Raw genomic sequence first — 15342 nt, 5'->3', positions numbered from 1 at the left:
TCCGGCCCCGAATTCTCCGCACCTGTTGACTTGCCCGCAGGCAGTGCAGTGCTTGCAAGCCATTGAAATCATGAAGCTGCAAGTGGCGCTAAGCTGTTGACTCCGACGACAGGGGTAGCGGGTCGAGACGGAACGGAGATCGAACCTTCGCCAGTGCGGCGTGACGCTCAGATCTGCGGGATCGGGAGCGCGTTCAATTCGTGGCGGGCGTCCGACCAACCGGGATAGTGCCGGCTCAGCATCTCGAAGAAGGCCGGACTGTGTGTGGGCTCGAGAATGTGGATCATTTCATGGACGATGACGTATTCGAGAAGATCGCGTGGCTTCTTCACCAGCTCGGTGTTCAGCCTGATCGTGTGGTTGTTCGGGTTGCAGCTGCCCCATCGGGTCTTCATGCGCTGCAGGAAGTAGCCCTCGACGCGCACGCCGAGAGGAGCCTCCCACCTTGCGATCAGGGTCGGCACGGCCTCGTGCAGGAGCCGAAGATGCCATTCGTGCATGATGCGGGCCCGAACCTCGGTGGCGGTGCCGGGCCGCACGCGCAGGTGGATCGTGCGATGGTCGAGCCTAACTTCGGGTTTTGCGTCTGCCACCGAGACACGCAGCAAGTGGCGACGGCCCCAAAGGAAATGGGTCTCCCGCCCCACGAACTGCCGGGCCGACTCGCGCGCCTGGCCGCGAAGCTGGATTTGCTGTTTCCGTATCCAGCCGAGCCGCGTGATGGCATAGGCACGGGCTGCTCCGAGGTCTGTGCCATGGGGGGCGACGAGCGTGACCCGTCCGTCGGGTGGATGGACCGTCAGGTGGACGTTCCGGACATCCTTTCGGGTCACACGGATCCGGAGGTCACCAATCTCGATCTCGTCTTGCATCAATACCCCGCCTGGTTGCGAACGATCTCGAACAGTGCAAGCGTGGCAATTCGATCCCGCCCGAGCAGCGGGAACAGGACATTCTTGACCTCGCGCTCGCGCACTGCGTCGCCCCGCCACCCGGCCGGGGCATGGTCACGGACTGCACGATCGATCGCCAAGGCAAGTTTTGCGCGCTCCTCCTCGCACGCGGGACAGACGAAGGTGGTCGCGGGCAGTGTCGGCAGATTGCCGAAGATCACCGCGGCCTCCCGATTAGCGTGGAGCGCAGGGGGTAAGTCGTCTCGACCGGACCGCCCCGCAAGCTGACGGACCAGCTGCTCGGCCCGTTGCAGGAAAGCCTCGTAGGCCTCGGCGCTCTCCCGGCTCATCCGGATGAGCTCTTCGAGAAGTCGGGACATCTCGTCGTAGAAGCGGGGATCGGCGAGCTGATCGCGGATGATCGTCTTGCGGATGTTGTTGATGATGCCTTCCGCTACCGCGTTCCGCGACAGCTTGCCTTTCTCGTTGAGCTTGCGAGCGATGGCGTCGTGGATGCCCGTCTCAATGATGGCCTCTGTCAGCGAAACCTCCGACAGGGCGCCGAGCACCTGCGCCTGGTCAGCCTGGACATAGGTATTCAGAAGGTGGCGCATGTCCGCCTCGTAAGGCTTGATGTCCAGCTCCTCGCCCGAGTGGCGTTTGATGGCGGCCCGGAGGTCGCTGTAGAATTCGACTTCCCTCGTCAGTTTCGCCTGCGCGGCCGCATCGTATCCGGCCTCGTCCAGATGGCTTGCGACCGCCGCGAAGGCGCGCACCAGCGTCGCGACCGAGCGGTAGAACGACACGCGCAGCGGCTCGGTCCGGTCCAGCGCGGCCGGGTCCGCCGCATCGCCACAGAAGTGATGAAGATACTGCTCGACCTCGCGGGGTGGCGGCACCGGGTCGCAGAGGTAATGCAGCGCCTCGCGCGCCGCCTCGAGCTTCTCGCGCCCCTCGTCGAGCCAGTTGCGGATGGTGACGTTGTTGTCGCCGCCGTTTCCGGCATCGGGATCGAGCTCGTCGGAACTGTAGACCGCGACGGCATGCTGGACATCACTGAAAAGCTCCTTGAAGTCGACGATGTAGCCGTAATCCTTGTCGTCGCCGTCCAGCCGGTTGGTCCGGCATATCGCCTGAAACAGCGTATGGTCGCGCAGGCGGTCGTCGAGATAGATGTAGGTGCAGCTCGGCGCGTCGAACCCGGTCAAGAGTTTCGAGACGACGATCAGCAGCTTCGTGTTCGCCGGCTCCTCGATGAAGCGGCGTTTGATCTCGGTCTCGTAGGCAGTCGTGCTCTGGCCGTCCTTCAGCACAAGCTGCGTGTAGGTGTCGTACTTGTAGCGCTCGTCGCTGTTGGCAGGCTCGCGCGAGATCGCGTTGTGGTTGGGCTCGTAGGAGGTGACGATGCCGACATGGGGGCCAAGCCGTGTGCCCTGGAACAGCCGGAAATACTCGCAGGCATCCCGGATCGAGGCCGCGACCAGCATCGCCGTGCCGCGGTCGTCCGACAGCCGCGGCCGGGTGTCGAAGTCCATCACGATCTCGTCCACGATCCGGCGCTTGCGGTTGGTCGAGCTCATCAGCTCTTCCATCGTCGCCCATCGCTTGCGCAGCACCGCCTTCTGGAAGTTGTTCAGCCCCTTCGTGCGCCTGTCGAACCACGCATCCACCGCCGCCGGGCTGGTCAGCGCCTGGGGCACGTCGCGCGCCTCGTACTTGAGGTCCAGCACCACCTTGTCGCGCACCGCCTCCTGGAACTTGTAGGTGTGGATGTAGGTGCCGAACACCTCGCGCGTGGTCTGGCGGTCGCGCGCCAGCAACGGCGTGCCGGTGAAGCCCACGAAGATCGCGCCTTCCAGCCAGCGCTTCATCTGCCGGTGCATCTCGCCGCCCTGCGAGCGGTGGCATTCGTCCACGAAGACGTAGAAGCGCCCCGTCACCGGCGGGGCGGGGCCGGAGAGATCGGCGGTGTCGAACTTGTGGATCAGCGCGCAGATCAGGCGCGGCGCGGGCGCCCCCAGCCAGCGGACGAAATCGGCCCGGCGCGTCACCCTGGGCGAGGGCGCATCCGGCCCGATCACGCCCGCGTTGCGCATCACCCCCTCGATCTGGCGGTCGAGCTCGTCGCGGTCGGTGACGATCAGCACCCGCGCCTCGGGTTCGCGCTCGAGGATCCACTTGGCCAGCAGCACCATCAGGATGCTCTTGCCCGAGCCCTGGGTGTGCCAGATCACGCCTCCCTCGCGGCGCATCAGCCGCTCCTGCGCCAGCTTGACGGCGCGGAACTGGTGCGGGCGCGGCACCTTCTTGCGCCCGGCGTCGAAGATCACGAAGTCGCGGATCAGGTCCAGAAGCCGCGCCTTGCCCAGCATCTGCATGACCGGCCGGTCGAGCAGCGCGCCGGGCGCAGGCCCGCCCGCGGGCGGGGCCTCGTCGCGCCAGTCCACGAACTGGGTTTCGGGCGTGCCCACCGTGCCGTAGCGCAGCCCCTGCGCATCCGACCCCGCCAGCAGCAGCTGCACGGTGGCGAAGAAGGGCGCGTTGAAGATCGGATCCTGGTTCGTGATCAGCTGGCGCACGCCGTCGCCGATCTCGACCGAGGCGCGCTTGAGCTCGATCACCGCCACGGCGAGCCCGTTGAGATAGACGACCAGATCGGGCCGCCGCTCGTGCCCGCCCTTCAGCGTCACCTCCTCGGCGAGCGCGAAGTCGTTGGCGGCGGGGTCGGCCCAGTCGATCAGATGCACGGTGCGATGCGGCGCGCCGACGGCCGTCTGCACCGGCACGCCGTAGCGCAGAAGGGTGTAGCTGCGCAGGTTGGCCTGGTAGAGCGTGGTGCCCGTGACTTCGACGGCCTGCATCAGCCGGGTCAGCGCCGCCGCGATCTCGGCCTCGGCATAGCCGCGGGCGCGCAGGTTGGCGCGCAGAAGCTCGGGCTCGACCCCGCGGTTGTTCGCCCGCCCCGACCAGTCGCCGAGCGCGCGGTAGCCGAGGCCGCCCTGCGCCTGCCCCCGCGTGATCAGGGCCGCCAGCCGGTCCTGCGTGGCGCGTTCGGGGCGTGGGCGGGGGGTGTCAGGCATGGGCGGTCTCCGGTCGGGCGGGGGGCAGCGGCAGGCGCCGCCGGCCGGTCAGAAGCGCCTGCATCAGCGCCTGCTTCAGGGCGCGGGCCTTGGCCAGGCGCGCCTCGAGCGCGGCGATGTCGGCCTCCATGTCCGAGAGCACGGCGGCGATGGCGGTCTGTTCGGCGAGGTCGGGGAGAGGGATTTCGACGGAGGCGAGGGCCTTCGTGCCGATGTGGACAACCGCATCGCCCTGCCCGAGATTGGCTTTCTGCCGCACAGCAACAGAGGTGTTCATGGCGTGCCCAAGAAACGCAGGCACACCGGAATACGGACGCAGAATGATGATGTCGCCTCCGGCATAGGCTTCGACATCATCGGCCAAGGCTACGCACTTTCCGATCTCTTCCTTTGTTTCCCCGGACGCGGCGAAAAGTAGATCGCCAGGCCGAAGCCGCGTTGCCGTTCTTGCCACTGCTGGAGAGATGAACGAGGTAAAGCGGGAGATAACGTTGTGATGAGTTGTGTAGATTTCGCCGTATCGCACGCAGGGGATTTCGCCCGAAGCAGCTTCGTCGCGCCGGATACCCGCCCCCTTGAGGAAGGTGCCCAACTCCCCCAGCCTGCGGGTCTGCCAGGGGGCGATGAAGCCCGGCAGGCGGGTCTGGCCGGTCAGCAGGCGGGCGCGGGCGGCGGCGGCCAGGTCGCGCTTCTTCCCGATCAGCCCCGCCAGCGCCCCGATCAGCCCGTCCACATCCCCCAACACCCCCGCAATCGCCCGCTGCTCTTGCGGGTCCTTCGGCAGCGGGATGCGGAACGAATTGAGGCTCTTGTTCGTGATCTGATTGATCGTCGCCCCCAGGTGCTCGGCGATCTGACGTCTGAGAATGTCACTCTGGAAATGGTATCTTATGAGGCTCCCGATTTCGCTGCGGAATACCGCCATGAATGCGCCGAAGGTCATGCCTTCCGCGCGCGTGTCAATCAGTGCGGCTTTTCCGATCAGCTCGCGGCTTCCGTTTCTGACACAAACCAGAATGTCGCCGGGCTGGACCATCAGCTTCTGCGGGATCGACTTCTCGACGTAGACATTATCATCAAATGCCAAGGCGTCGTTCTGGATGTTCGATGACCGCAACACCAGCACGCCCGACGTCTTTACTTCGGCAGGCTCGTAGGTGAGCCCAATAAGGCTTTCGCCGATCTCCCCCAGCGCCACCACCTCCCAATCCTCGGGCACCGGGCCGATCTCCGTCTGCTTCCATCCCGCGCTCATGCGTCGAACCCCAGCGCGCGCAGGTGGCCGGCGACGCGGGCGGCGAGCGCCTCGGCCTCGGCCGTCAGCGCGGGCAGCGGGCGGGCGTAGCGGTCGGCGAGCTCGGTCAGCCGCGCCGTGAGTGCGCGGCCCGCGCCCGCGATCTCGGCCGCGACGCGGCCCCGCACCGCCGCCAGCCACTTGTCGGCCACGACCAGATCCTGCACCTCGGCCTCGGTCAGCCGCCCGAAGCGGTCATGCACCGCGGCCCAGAGCGCATCCTCGGCCGCCTTGCGCGCGCGGCGGGCCTCGTCCAGCGCCTCCTGCGCGGTGCGGAAGGCCACAAGCGCCGCGCGTTCCTCGGCCGCCTCGGGGTCGCCTTCGATCTCGCGCAGGCGGGCCTTCAGCGCGCGGGGGCTGACCTTCTGCGCCTCGCCCTCGCCCTCGATCACCTCGGACAGAAGCCCGTCCTCGCCCCCGCCTTCCTCCAGCCGCTCGGCCAGCTCCTGCTCGAGCGCGGCGATGCGGGCGTCGCGGGCGGCGAGGTCGTCGCGCAGGGCGGCGAAGAAGCGCGCGACGACCAGATCGGCGGGGATCAGGTCCGAGGCGTAGCGGGCGCGGCCCACCGCATAGGCGCCTGGGGCGGGGCTGCGCCCGTTGCGGGCGGCGGCGCGCCGGATCTCCTGCGGGCGGGCGCCGGCGACCCAGCCCTCGGCGGCGATCAGGTGCGCGTCGTCCTGCATCGTGGCGGCCCATTCGTCCATCAGGTGCTGATAGACGGCATAGGCGTCGATCAGCGGCAGGGGGCGGAAGCTGTCGAGCAGGTCCTCGGACAGGGTTTCGATCAGGTCGCGCGGGTGCTGGCCGGGGCCGAAGGCGCGCATGCGGTCCTCGGCGCGGGCGGCCCAGTCGGCCAGCGTGCGGCCGGCGCGGTCGGCGAAGGCGCGGAATTCGGCGTGGCCCTCGATCACGGCGCGCAGGTCGGCCGGCGCGGGGCGCAACGTCAGGTAGCCGGGGCGCAGGGCCTCGAACAGGTCGCGGCGCAGGCCGGGCATGACCTGCCACCAGGGCGCGAGGGCGTCGATGTCGGCTTCGGGCAGACCGCCCTCGAGATGGGCGCCGATGTCGTGGATGTCCTCGGCGGCCGCGCTGTCGATGTAGCGCGGCAGGTTGAGGTTGAAGGCGTTGCGCGGCCCGGCGATCTCGTCGAAGGGCACCATGCGGGCATAGCCGGGCACGTCGGCGCCCTTGCGGAAGGTATCGACGATGCGGTGGATGTCCTGCTCGCGCAGGCGGTTCTTGGCGCCGTCCTTGCGGAAGCCGCGCGAGGCGTCGATCATGAAGATGCCTCGGCGGGCGGCGGCGTTCTCCTTGTCGAGCACGAGGATGCAGGCGGGGATGCCGGTGCCGTAGAAGAGATTGGGCGGCAGGCCGATGATGCCCTTGAGATAGCCCGAGCGCACCAGCGCCTCGCGGAGCACCGCCTCGGCATTGCCGCGGAACAGGACGCCGTGGGGCAGGATGCAGGCGGCCTTGCCGGTGCTTTTCATCGAACGGATGATGTGCAGCAGATAGGCGTAATCGCCCTGCTTGCGCGGCGGCGCGCCCCATTCGAAGCGGTTGTGCGGATCCTGGATCGCGCCGCGGTCGTCGAGGCTGAAGCCGGTGCTCCAGGCCTTGTCGGAGAAAGGTGGGTTGGCGACGACGTAGTCGTAGGTGCGCAACCGGTCGCCGTCGAGGAAGCGGGGGGTGGTCAGGGTGTTGCCGGCGAGGATCCTGGCCGTCGGAAAGTCGTGCAGAATCATGTTCATGCGCGCCAGACCGGCGGTCGTGACATCCTTTTCCTGGCCTTCGAGCGTGATTCGCTTGCCGGCTTCGGCCGCGACCTTGAGCAGGAGCGAGCCCGAGCCGCAGGTGGGGTCGTAGGCGGTGGTGCCCGCCACGGTGTTGCGGGGCGAGATGCCGATGACCTTGGCAATGACCCGGCTGACCTCGGCCGGGGTGTAGAACTGGCCCTTACTCTTGCCGCTTTCGGTGGCGAAGTGCCGCATCAGGTATTCGTAGGCATCCCCGAGGATGTCATCGTGGTCGGCCCGGTTTCGGGCGAAGTCGAGTTCCGGGTTCTCGAAGATCGCAATGAGGTTGGTCAACCGATCGACCCTGTCCCTGCCCTCGCCCAGCTTGTTGGGATCGTTGAAGTCGGGAAAATCGGTGCGCGCCAGCATCTCGTTGGCGTCGACCAGTGGCTGGATGATCCGAGTATTGATGAGGTCGCCGATCTCGGGGTTTCCCTTGAGCGCGACCATGTCGCGGAAACTGGCGCCCGCGGGGATCGCGATCGGCGGCTCCAGATCGTCGCTGTCGGCATACTTGTCCGACACGTACTTGATGAAGAGCATGAACAGGACGTAGTCCTTGTACTGGCTGGCATCCATGCCGCCGCGCAATTCATCGCAGGACGCCCAGAGCGACGAATAGAGATCCGATTTCCTGACTGCCATTTGCCTGTTTCGAGTCTTTCGTTATTGCAATGCCGCCGACTTCCGCCGGTAGCTGCGGATTTTCTCTGGCACGATAGCGGTTGTCTCCATCATCCGCCAGACGCCAGACGCCAGGCGATCGAGCGAGGCGCCCCTTGGCTCATCGACCGAGGGTCATATGCCTTGACCCGTCATGCCGCAGCGGAAGTGAGACGGCTGTCGAGGCCGTCGTCACCCTGATCTTGGGATAGCAGGAGGGCGTCTCGCCGCGCCTCCCACTCCTACGGGAACCCGTCCAACAGCCGGGCCAGGGTCACCTCCTGCCCCCACTTGCCGTAGGGGATTGCCTCCAAGATGTTGGGTTCGAGCAGGGTGGGCCGAGCAGCAGTGCGTACGAGCTCGCAGCAACGCCCGCGCCCTCAACCCTTTGTCAAGCGAGCCACCTTCAAACTGCCCGCTTCACACTCTACTTCACATGGTGTAGTCTTGCGCGCAACAAGAAACAGGGGAGAAAATGGCTGACAGAATTGCGGACCCGCTCTTCGGGCAGCCTCCCGAGCGGGTACAGCTTGATGCTGCGCCCCTGGTCCGCGTCTTGGGTCAGGTTCAGTTCGCGCGGATCGTCAATATCGGCAAGGAGCAGTTCATCGGGGATTTCCAGAACTCTGTTCGTCGGCAGTTCCCAGTGATCGAGCGCGATGTTGCGCAGTCGATCGAAGTCAGCCTTGCCGGGGCCGGGGTCACGAGCACCCTGGCCGAGGAAGTGATTTGGCGGATGTTCGACCCTCGTCGCGAGTGGCGCCTATCTCTTGCACCGTCTGCGCTGACGCTCGAGACGATGCATTACACGTCGCGCAGAGAGTTCCTCGATCGGCTTCACTTTCTAATCGATGCCCTGGCAACCACCATCCAGCCTTCTCTGGCGACCCGTGTGGGCTTCCGCTATGTGAACAGGATCGATCGCCAGGCGGACGTTGATGACTTGGGCAACCTGGTCGAGCCGGAACTTCTGGGCTTGTCTTCTGCAGCGCTACGAAGCAGCGTCCAGATGGTTGCCTCGCAAGCGCAATGCCAGACGGCCGAAGGGTTGCTTTTGGCGCGGTGGGGACTATTGCCTGCCGGCGCGACCCATGACCCGGATATGGCGCCACCCACCGGCGTGCAGAGTTGGTTTCTCGACATCGACTCCTTTACGACTTCAGATCTGCCTGAGGATGGGTTTACCGCAGGCCCGCTGATTGCGAAGATCAACACTATGGCAGACCGAGCCTACGCCTTTTTCCGTTGGAGTGTGAAGGCGCGGTTTCTGGAGCGTTTCAGGGAGGGGAGCAAATGATGCAGACCGCATTAGCTGCAATTGCGCTGACAGTCATGCCCCCGGCAGGACATCACGGCAATCCTTGGGCGCGGGCCGCCGAAGAAGATACGTCGCTGGCGATCTTCCCGTTTGGTGGGAACTATTCTGAGCATTCGGTCCACTGGCGCAGCGATCGGAGATATGTTCTCAATTTGGGGAAGCTCGAGAGGCATCTCGGGGACTTTTTTGCGCGTGGCTCGAGCGCGAACTTCGACGTCCTTGCAAATGTTCACCGTCACGATGCTACGATGCCGCAGCAGGTCGAATTGGTCCGTGAGCTGCGTCAGCTGTCCGGCCTCACCTGGAATCACATTGCCGATATGATCGTTGTGAGCACAAAGACCCTGCACAATTGGGCCGCCGGAAAACCCATAGACGAGAAGAACCTCAGGCGGGTTGGGGAGGTCATCTCAGTGCTCCGGTTCATCGACCGGGGAAGTGCCGAAGCGAACCGAGCCTTGCTGCTCAATGAGTCTGTCGAGGGCCAGGCCCTTATTGATCTCGTTAAGGTCGGCGAGTTCGCGGCCGTCAGGCAAGCGGCCGGGCGCGGTCGGGGACGAGCTGCTGCGGCTCCACCGTTGCCGGCGTCGACCGTGGCTGCTTGGGGACCTGAGGACTTGGGCGAACGGCTGTCGAAGTGGCAAGGCGAACTTGCCACTGACGTCGAGCCCAGTGCTCGTCCAACGCGTGCTCGGCCCGCCAATGCGCGCCGGAAAGGCTGATGAGGTGCAAGTTTGGCGGAGAGCGAACCTCCTCATCGGCAAAGTATTCTGCGCGCTTGGCGTCAGGGCGACTTCGCCCTTGGCGTAGGGCCGTTCATATATGGGGACCTGTCTGGCAAGCCTGACGGGACGGGATTCGATGCATATTTCGATGAAGAAGACCCACCAGGTTTCGCTGTGGTATCTCAGACGTGCGACATCGTCAGCGATCCAGCTAGGAACCCTTGGGTTGTAGTCTGTCCGTTGGTGAAGGCAGATTCGACTCGAATTGCGGAAATTGAACGCGGCGGCGTTCCGCGCTTGGCTATAGTTGAAAAAGCTCCGGTAGGCCTTGTTGCCGAACTTGCTCGGCCTCTGACCATCAGCAAGGAATTATTGGTGACATGGAAGCGAAACCAGGGCTTCGCTGACCCAGCGAAGGCAGTCGAGTTTGCCCGCTCGCTCGAGCGCTGCTTCGGCCGCTTCGCCTTTCCCGATGACTTCAACAGGTCAATCTCCCCTCTCCTCAATAAGCTCAGGGATGGGTATGGCAGAGAGAACGCTGAAATGGGCCGTGTCGCCCGGTCGCTTGCTGAAATTCGTGTTCGCCCCTCGGCGGCTTGGGACACAGAAGAGGTGCGCGTTCGGTTCTATCTGATTCTCAAGCCTGAAGATCAAAGAGAGGCCAACCTTGAGGAAATCAATTCGGCATTCGAGAAGGTTCTCGCCAAGCTCATATGGCAAGGTGGTCTCTCGATAGACGACCCATCCCTGCAGCTTGGAACCTACGACGACTTTCTCGCTCGGGATTATATCGAGAGTGTTGCTCTCGACATCAACGCGCTCTCTTTCGCGGCCCGATACGTGGCGAATGGATGACCACTGGGTCGACAGTCAAACCTGAGTGTTCGCGAACCGCTTGTCCCCAGATCTGTCGCTGCCCTTCCCACGCCTCCGGGAACCCGTCCATCAGCCGGGCCAGCGTGACCTCCGGCCCCTGCTTCCCGTCCAGGATCGCCTCGACGATGTCAGGCGCGAGCAGCGTGAGCCGCAGGACGCGAGTCATGTATGAGGGGGCAATCCCCTCCCGCTCGGCCAGTTCGGCGATGGTGGCGAACTCTCCCGACTCCAGCATCCGCTTCCAGCGGAACGCGCGGGCCAGCGCCTTGACGAGGGCGTCGTCGGGGCGGCGGGACGGCGCGATGCCCGCGGGCAGGCGTATTTCCTTTCGCCCGCCGCGCTTCGCCAGCCGGAAGGGCACGCGCAGGGTGACGGTATCGGCGGGCGCGGGACGGGTCATGCGGCCTCTCCGACCGTGCCCGCCAGGATTTCGCGCGCGAGGCCGGCGAGGCCGTCGATGCGCAGGCGCAGGTCGAAGCCGTCGGGGGCGAGGTCGATCCGCTCGACCAGCAGCGCCACGATGCGCGCCTGTTCGACGGGAAAGAGTTCGTCCCACAGCGGGTCGAGCCGCTGCAGGGCCGCGCGGGCTTCGTCCTCGGTGACACCGTCGGCGCGGGCGCGTGCCGCCTTCCACGTCCCCGCGACGATCTCGGGCTGGCGGAACACGGCGCGAATGCGGTCGATGACCGCGGCCTCGATCTCCCCTGCTGGCACCCTGCCCACGGAGCATGACCCGGCGCCATGCTTCAGCACTGTCTGGCTGACGTAGTAGCGGTAGAGCCTGTCGCCCTTCCGCGTGTGGGTCGGCGAGAAGGCCGCGCCATCCGGCCCGAACAGCAGCCCCTTCAGCAGCGCGGGCGTCTCGGCGCGGGTGCGGGCGGCGCGCTTGCGCGGGCTCTCCTGAAGGATGGCGTGGACGCGGTCCCAGGTCTCGCGGTCGATGATCGGGTCGTGCTCGCCGGGGTAGCGCTCGCCCTTGTGGACCGCCTCGCCGATGTAGGCACGGTTCGACAGCATCCGGTAGAGATACTTCTTGTCGATCCGGTTGCCGCGCGGCGTACCGAGGCCCCGCGCGCCGACCTCGCGTGCCAGCAGCGTGCAGGAGCCGATCTCGAGGAAGCGGGCAAAGATCCAGCGCACATGCGCAGAGGTTTCTTTATCGACCACCAGCTTCCGGTTCTCGACCCGATAGCCGTAGGGCGGCACCCCGCCCATCCACATGCCTTTCTTCCGGCTCGCGGCGACCTTGTCGCGGATGCGCTCGGCCGTCACCTCGCGTTCGAACTGGGCGAAGGACAGCAGGATGTTCAGCGTCAGCCGCCCCATGGAGGTGGTCGTGTTGAAGGACTGCGTCACCGAGACGAAGGTCACGCCGTTGCGGTCGAACACCTCGACCAGCTTGGCGAAATCGGCGAGCGAGCGGCTGAGGCGGTCGATCTTGTAGACCACCACCACATCGACCAGCCCGTCTTCGATGTCGGCCATCAGGCGCTTCAGGCCGGGGCGCTCCAGCGTGCCGCCGGAGATGCCGCCGTCGTCGTACTTATCGCGGACCAGCACCCAGCCTTCCGACCGCTGGCTGGCAATGTAAGCCTCGCAGGCCTCGCGCTGGGCGTGGAGGCTGTTGAACTCCTGCTCGAGGCCTTCCTCGGAGGACTTACGGGTGTAGACGGCGCAGCGAAGCTTGCGGACCACCGGCTTTGTCATGTCCGCCCCCTGTGGTTCTTGAGGCCGAAGAACACCCAGCCGTTCCACCGCGTGCCGGTGATGGCGCGTGCGATAGCGGACAAAGACTTGTACGGCCGTCCCTGCCATTCGAAGCCGTCTGCGGTGACGGTGACGATCTGCTCGACGCCCTGCCATTCTCGCAGCAGCCGCGTCCCGGCGATCGGACGGTCGCGGTCGGCTCGGATGCTGCGCTTCTTCTTGTCGCCGCCATCCAGTTCCTCGCCCAACCTTTCCAGGCGCCGGATGGTCTCCGGTTTCAGCCCGCCAAGGCTGAGTTCCTGGATGCGGTAGGCCAGGCGGGATTCGAGGTAGCGCCGGTTGAACGGTGGTGGCTCGCTGTCGAACAGATCGCGCCACTGTTTCTTCAGGTCTGGTGTCGGGGTGGTCTTCAGCGCGGCCAGGCGCGCGGGAATGGGGTCGTGAGTCGTCATGCGGTCTCCGTCGGGTTCGGGGTTGCATGACGGCATCGGTCGGCTGGAGAGTGTAGGCAAATTTCTCCCGTCTCGTCAGAAGGTTCGCCCCGCTCGCGCTGCACGAGCCTGACCAACCCGAGAGCGAGCAAGTCGCATAGTTCGGTGCGCCGTTCTGCGGGGGTCATCCGGTGTGGCGGCACCGGATTGGGGCGTTTCATGCGGGCCTCGGGGCGTTCGTCTCCCTCGGCCTCTACTCATCGCGACCGCGAACCGTCCCACGGGTCCGTCCAGTCGCTGACGCCCCGGATCCGGACTCGACTCAGGGTTGTCCGAACTGATAGAACGTAAAGGGAACAATCGGGTCAGAAAGGAAGGGGTGCCATGGGTTCCGACATCAGGAAATTCGTCAATCCGAAGTTTCTCGGCGGCATCGATGTCTTGCTCATGCGCGAACTCTTCGCGCGCCATTTCGCGGGCGCGGACCAGCCCTTTTCGTTCGATGGCGAGGAGGGCGAAATCCGCAAGCGGATGGCCGAGTATTTCGCGAAGCCGATCACCGAATGGTCCGAAGGGCTCGTCGCGGATCTGCATCGGGTCGCCGAACTCGGAACCGCCGAGGGGATGCAACTCGTCCTGAACGAGGCGAGGCGCCAAGGCGTGGCCCTCTATCCCGAGGAGGCCGTCGATGCGTCCGACCCGGCCCCGGCCAGGCACGAGCCCAAACATGTGGCGCTGCATGCCTATCTGAACCATCCGCGGCTCTTCGAAGCGGCGGCCGACTTCCAGGCGCTGCGGGCGCCGACCGCGATGGCCGAATTCCGGGGGCCGCAGCGCGATGTCGGAGCCGATCTGACGGACGAGGCGTCGGCGGCCTTCAAGGCCGCGATCGTGAAACTGTTCGCGCAGGACCTGCAGGGCGATTACTGCCGTCTCGGGCCCTACGAGGAAGACGGAGAAATCAACCTCGTCGTCAGCCATGGGGCGCCGGTCACGACAACGCCGGTCGTGGCGGGGGACGGCGAACGGATCATCACGCTGCGCGCCGTGAAATACGCGGCCCTGCGCTATGCCCCATACGAAGGGCTCCTGCGCATCGGGGGCGTGCCGAAGGCGCAGCAAGCCGAGGTCGCCGCGATCTTCGCCGAACATATCCTCGGGCGGCCGGGTTTCTTCGCGGGCAAGGACGCGCGCGATCTCTATACCCTCGACCCCATCGCAGCGTTCGGCCCGGACTTCGCGTTCCGGCACGCCTTCGACGACAGGATCCTCGAGGTCCGGATCGTGGCGGCGGCAGCCGACTTCTTCGCCGAGGACGAGGATGGGAACTGGCGCCATGTGCGCAGCTGGGAATCGAAGGATCCATCCGGTGGGGCGCTCCGGCATTTCAGGGGGAGCGAAGTGCGTTTCGGTCGCGGCTGGCGCCTGGGAGAAATCACCTTCCGGGTGTTCTTCAGAAGCGATGCGAAACAGCCTGCCAAGGTGACCGTGCGCCTGAAGCCGCCCGGGACGCTCGCCTTCCGGCGGACGCGGTTCGAGAAGGCGATCCATGCCCTGGTCGCGCGCAACGGGCTCGAGAAGGATCGCGATGCTGATCTGGTTGTGGAAGCGGCTGAGTGACGGCGGAACGGAGGCCACCGTTTCCGGCCGGGCGCTGCGCCGCTTCTCCGGGCGCGAGATCGAAGGTCTGCTTCGGGCGGGGGTTCTGATCGAGCAGCGCAAGGCCGACAGCTGGCCCGTCTGCGCGCATTGCGACTGCGGACTCGACGCGCGCCCGATCCGCGTCGCAGGGGATCGCTTGCTCGCCTGCTGTCCGCGCGACACCGCGGCGGACGCGACCCTGGAGCCGGACGACCTGCGACGGTTCGGGATCGACGCGGACAGACTGATCTCCGCCATGGCGGCGTCCTCCGGCTTGCAAGCGGCGACTTTCGCCCTCGCGGAGGGGCTCTGGCTGCTCGGACGGCTGCCGACGGGCATGTGCATCGTTCTCTGCCGCGACACGCATGCGCTGAGGGCGCCCGCCGCCAAGCTCGCGGTCAGGGCGGCCGCCGGAACGGCGCCCGTCACCATCGTCGCCACGGACCTCGACCCGGCGACCGACCTGCAGCTGCGGACGGCGGGTCTTGCTGCATGCCCGCTCGCGGACTGCGTCCGAGCCGACGAATTCGGCACGGAACGTCTCGCGTTCGACCGCCTCTTGCCGGTCGGCCTCGCCCCGCCGCGCCTGGTGCTGAGCCGGAGCCGACGATCGGTCGTTCTCGACGGCCGCCGCCTCGATCTCACCCCGCAGATGTTCGCGCTGATCCGGCTCTTCGCGGAACAGGCCGGACAGCGCGACCCCATCCTGCGCAAGGAGGCCATCGAGGCACAGACCGGGCGCCCGGCAAACGAGATAGTGCGAGATCTGCGAAAGGCCCTGACGGGCTGCGGCCTGCCGCGGGCTTCCGTCGATGCCCTGATCGAGACCGTGCGCGGCTACGGCTATCGCCTCGGGCTTTCTCCCGCCGCGTGGCGCGGGAACTGACGGCGCTGATCGCCCGGCGCGGCCAGCCCAGC

12 protein-coding genes are annotated in these 15342 nt (G+C 66.0%); 5 read left to right on the top strand and 7 right to left on the bottom strand.

Features of this window, described 5'->3' with window-relative positions:
- Nucleotides 1-167: 167 nt before the first annotated feature.
- The 4 genes from FL625_RS16920 to FL625_RS16905 are packed head-to-tail and all read right to left on the bottom strand — an operon-like array spanning nucleotide 168 to nucleotide 7708.
- Nucleotides 168-872, bottom strand: a complete 705-nt coding sequence (locus FL625_RS16920; protein ID WP_149589853.1) for a M48 family metallopeptidase — start codon at nucleotides 870-872, stop codon at nucleotides 168-170.
- Nucleotides 872-3973, bottom strand: coding sequence for a type I restriction endonuclease subunit R (locus tag FL625_RS16915; protein WP_149589852.1), 3102 nt, complete (start codon nucleotides 3971-3973; stop codon nucleotides 872-874). Before FL625_RS16915 ends, FL625_RS16920 begins: the two co-directional genes overlap by 1 nt.
- The gene (locus FL625_RS16910; protein ID WP_149589851.1) at nucleotides 3966-5228 is read right to left on the bottom strand and encodes a restriction endonuclease subunit S; all 1263 of its coding nucleotides are present in this window, start codon (nucleotides 5226-5228) and stop codon (nucleotides 3966-3968) included. The genes FL625_RS16915 and FL625_RS16910 overlap by 8 nt, the downstream gene beginning before the upstream one ends.
- The gene (locus tag FL625_RS16905) at nucleotides 5225-7708 is read right to left on the bottom strand and encodes an N-6 DNA methylase (protein WP_149589850.1); all 2484 of its coding nucleotides are present in this window, start codon (nucleotides 7706-7708) and stop codon (nucleotides 5225-5227) included. The genes FL625_RS16910 and FL625_RS16905 overlap by 4 nt, the downstream gene beginning before the upstream one ends.
- 493 nt (nucleotides 7709-8201) lie before the next feature.
- Between FL625_RS16905 and FL625_RS16900 the strand changes: the two genes are divergently transcribed.
- The 3 genes from FL625_RS16900 to FL625_RS16890 all read left to right on the top strand — a co-directional run bounded on the left by FL625_RS16900 (nucleotide 8202) and on the right by FL625_RS16890 (nucleotide 10624).
- A complete protein-coding gene (locus FL625_RS16900; protein ID WP_149589849.1) occupies nucleotides 8202-9023 on the top strand; it encodes a TIGR04255 family protein in 822 nt (273 codons plus the stop codon).
- A complete protein-coding gene (locus FL625_RS16895; protein ID WP_149589848.1) occupies nucleotides 9020-9766 on the top strand; it encodes a hypothetical protein in 747 nt (248 codons plus the stop codon). The genes FL625_RS16900 and FL625_RS16895 overlap by 4 nt, the downstream gene beginning before the upstream one ends.
- A gap of 243 nt (nucleotides 9767-10009) precedes the next feature.
- Complete coding sequence (locus FL625_RS16890) at nucleotides 10010-10624, top strand: hypothetical protein (RefSeq protein ID WP_160147812.1); 615 nt, start codon at nucleotides 10010-10012, stop codon at nucleotides 10622-10624.
- Here FL625_RS16890 and FL625_RS16885 read toward each other — a convergent pair.
- Genes FL625_RS16885 through FL625_RS16875 form a run of 3 tightly spaced genes read right to left on the bottom strand, consistent with a single transcriptional unit; the run spans nucleotide 10581 to nucleotide 12804 of the window.
- The gene (locus tag FL625_RS16885; RefSeq protein WP_435532713.1) at nucleotides 10581-11045 is read right to left on the bottom strand and encodes a hypothetical protein; all 465 of its coding nucleotides are present in this window, start codon (nucleotides 11043-11045) and stop codon (nucleotides 10581-10583) included. The two genes, FL625_RS16890 and FL625_RS16885, sit on opposite strands and share 44 nt — an antisense overlap.
- Entirely contained in the window at nucleotides 11042-12352 is a 1311-nt protein-coding gene (locus FL625_RS16880) for a recombinase family protein (protein WP_149589846.1), read from the bottom strand. Before FL625_RS16880 ends, FL625_RS16885 begins: the two co-directional genes overlap by 4 nt.
- The gene (locus tag FL625_RS16875; protein ID WP_149589845.1) at nucleotides 12349-12804 is read right to left on the bottom strand and encodes a DUF2924 domain-containing protein; all 456 of its coding nucleotides are present in this window, start codon (nucleotides 12802-12804) and stop codon (nucleotides 12349-12351) included. Before FL625_RS16875 ends, FL625_RS16880 begins: the two co-directional genes overlap by 4 nt.
- A 363-nt stretch (nucleotides 12805-13167) precedes the next feature.
- Between FL625_RS16875 and FL625_RS16865 the strand changes: the two genes are divergently transcribed.
- Complete coding sequence (locus FL625_RS16865; protein WP_149589843.1) at nucleotides 13168-14403, top strand: hypothetical protein; 1236 nt, start codon at nucleotides 13168-13170, stop codon at nucleotides 14401-14403.
- The gene (locus tag FL625_RS16860; RefSeq protein WP_149589842.1) at nucleotides 14372-15310 is read left to right on the top strand and encodes a winged helix-turn-helix domain-containing protein; all 939 of its coding nucleotides are present in this window, start codon (nucleotides 14372-14374) and stop codon (nucleotides 15308-15310) included. Before FL625_RS16865 ends, FL625_RS16860 begins: the two co-directional genes overlap by 32 nt.
- Nucleotides 15311-15342 lie beyond the last annotated feature (32 nt).

This window comes from Tabrizicola flagellatus (assembly GCF_008271465.1).
Taxonomy (GTDB): Bacteria; Pseudomonadota; Alphaproteobacteria; order Rhodobacterales; family Rhodobacteraceae; genus Tabrizicola; species Tabrizicola flagellata.
This window is presented reverse-complemented; position numbering and strand designations above follow the sequence as displayed.

Coding starts and splice junctions, on each gene's coding strand:
- FL625_RS16920 (WP_149589853.1), bottom strand. CDS start 872: ATGCAAGACGAGATCGAGATTGGTGACCTCCGGATCCGTGTGACCCGA.
- FL625_RS16915 (WP_149589852.1), bottom strand. CDS start 3,973: ATGCCTGACACCCCCCGCCCACGCCCCGAACGCGCCACGCAGGACCGG.
- FL625_RS16910 (WP_149589851.1), bottom strand. CDS start 5,228: ATGAGCGCGGGATGGAAGCAGACGGAGATCGGCCCGGTGCCCGAGGAT.
- FL625_RS16905 (WP_149589850.1), bottom strand. CDS start 7,708: ATGGCAGTCAGGAAATCGGATCTCTATTCGTCGCTCTGGGCGTCCTGC.
- FL625_RS16900 (WP_149589849.1), top strand. CDS start 8,202: ATGGCTGACAGAATTGCGGACCCGCTCTTCGGGCAGCCTCCCGAGCGG.
- FL625_RS16895 (WP_149589848.1), top strand. CDS start 9,020: ATGATGCAGACCGCATTAGCTGCAATTGCGCTGACAGTCATGCCCCCG.
- FL625_RS16885 (WP_435532713.1), bottom strand. CDS start 11,045: ATGACCCGTCCCGCGCCCGCCGATACCGTCACCCTGCGCGTGCCCTTC.
- FL625_RS16880 (WP_149589846.1), bottom strand. CDS start 12,352: ATGACAAAGCCGGTGGTCCGCAAGCTTCGCTGCGCCGTCTACACCCGT.
- FL625_RS16875 (WP_149589845.1), bottom strand. CDS start 12,804: ATGACGACTCACGACCCCATTCCCGCGCGCCTGGCCGCGCTGAAGACC.
- FL625_RS16865 (WP_149589843.1), top strand. CDS start 13,168: ATGGGTTCCGACATCAGGAAATTCGTCAATCCGAAGTTTCTCGGCGGC.
- FL625_RS16860 (WP_149589842.1), top strand. CDS start 14,372: ATGCTGATCTGGTTGTGGAAGCGGCTGAGTGACGGCGGAACGGAGGCC.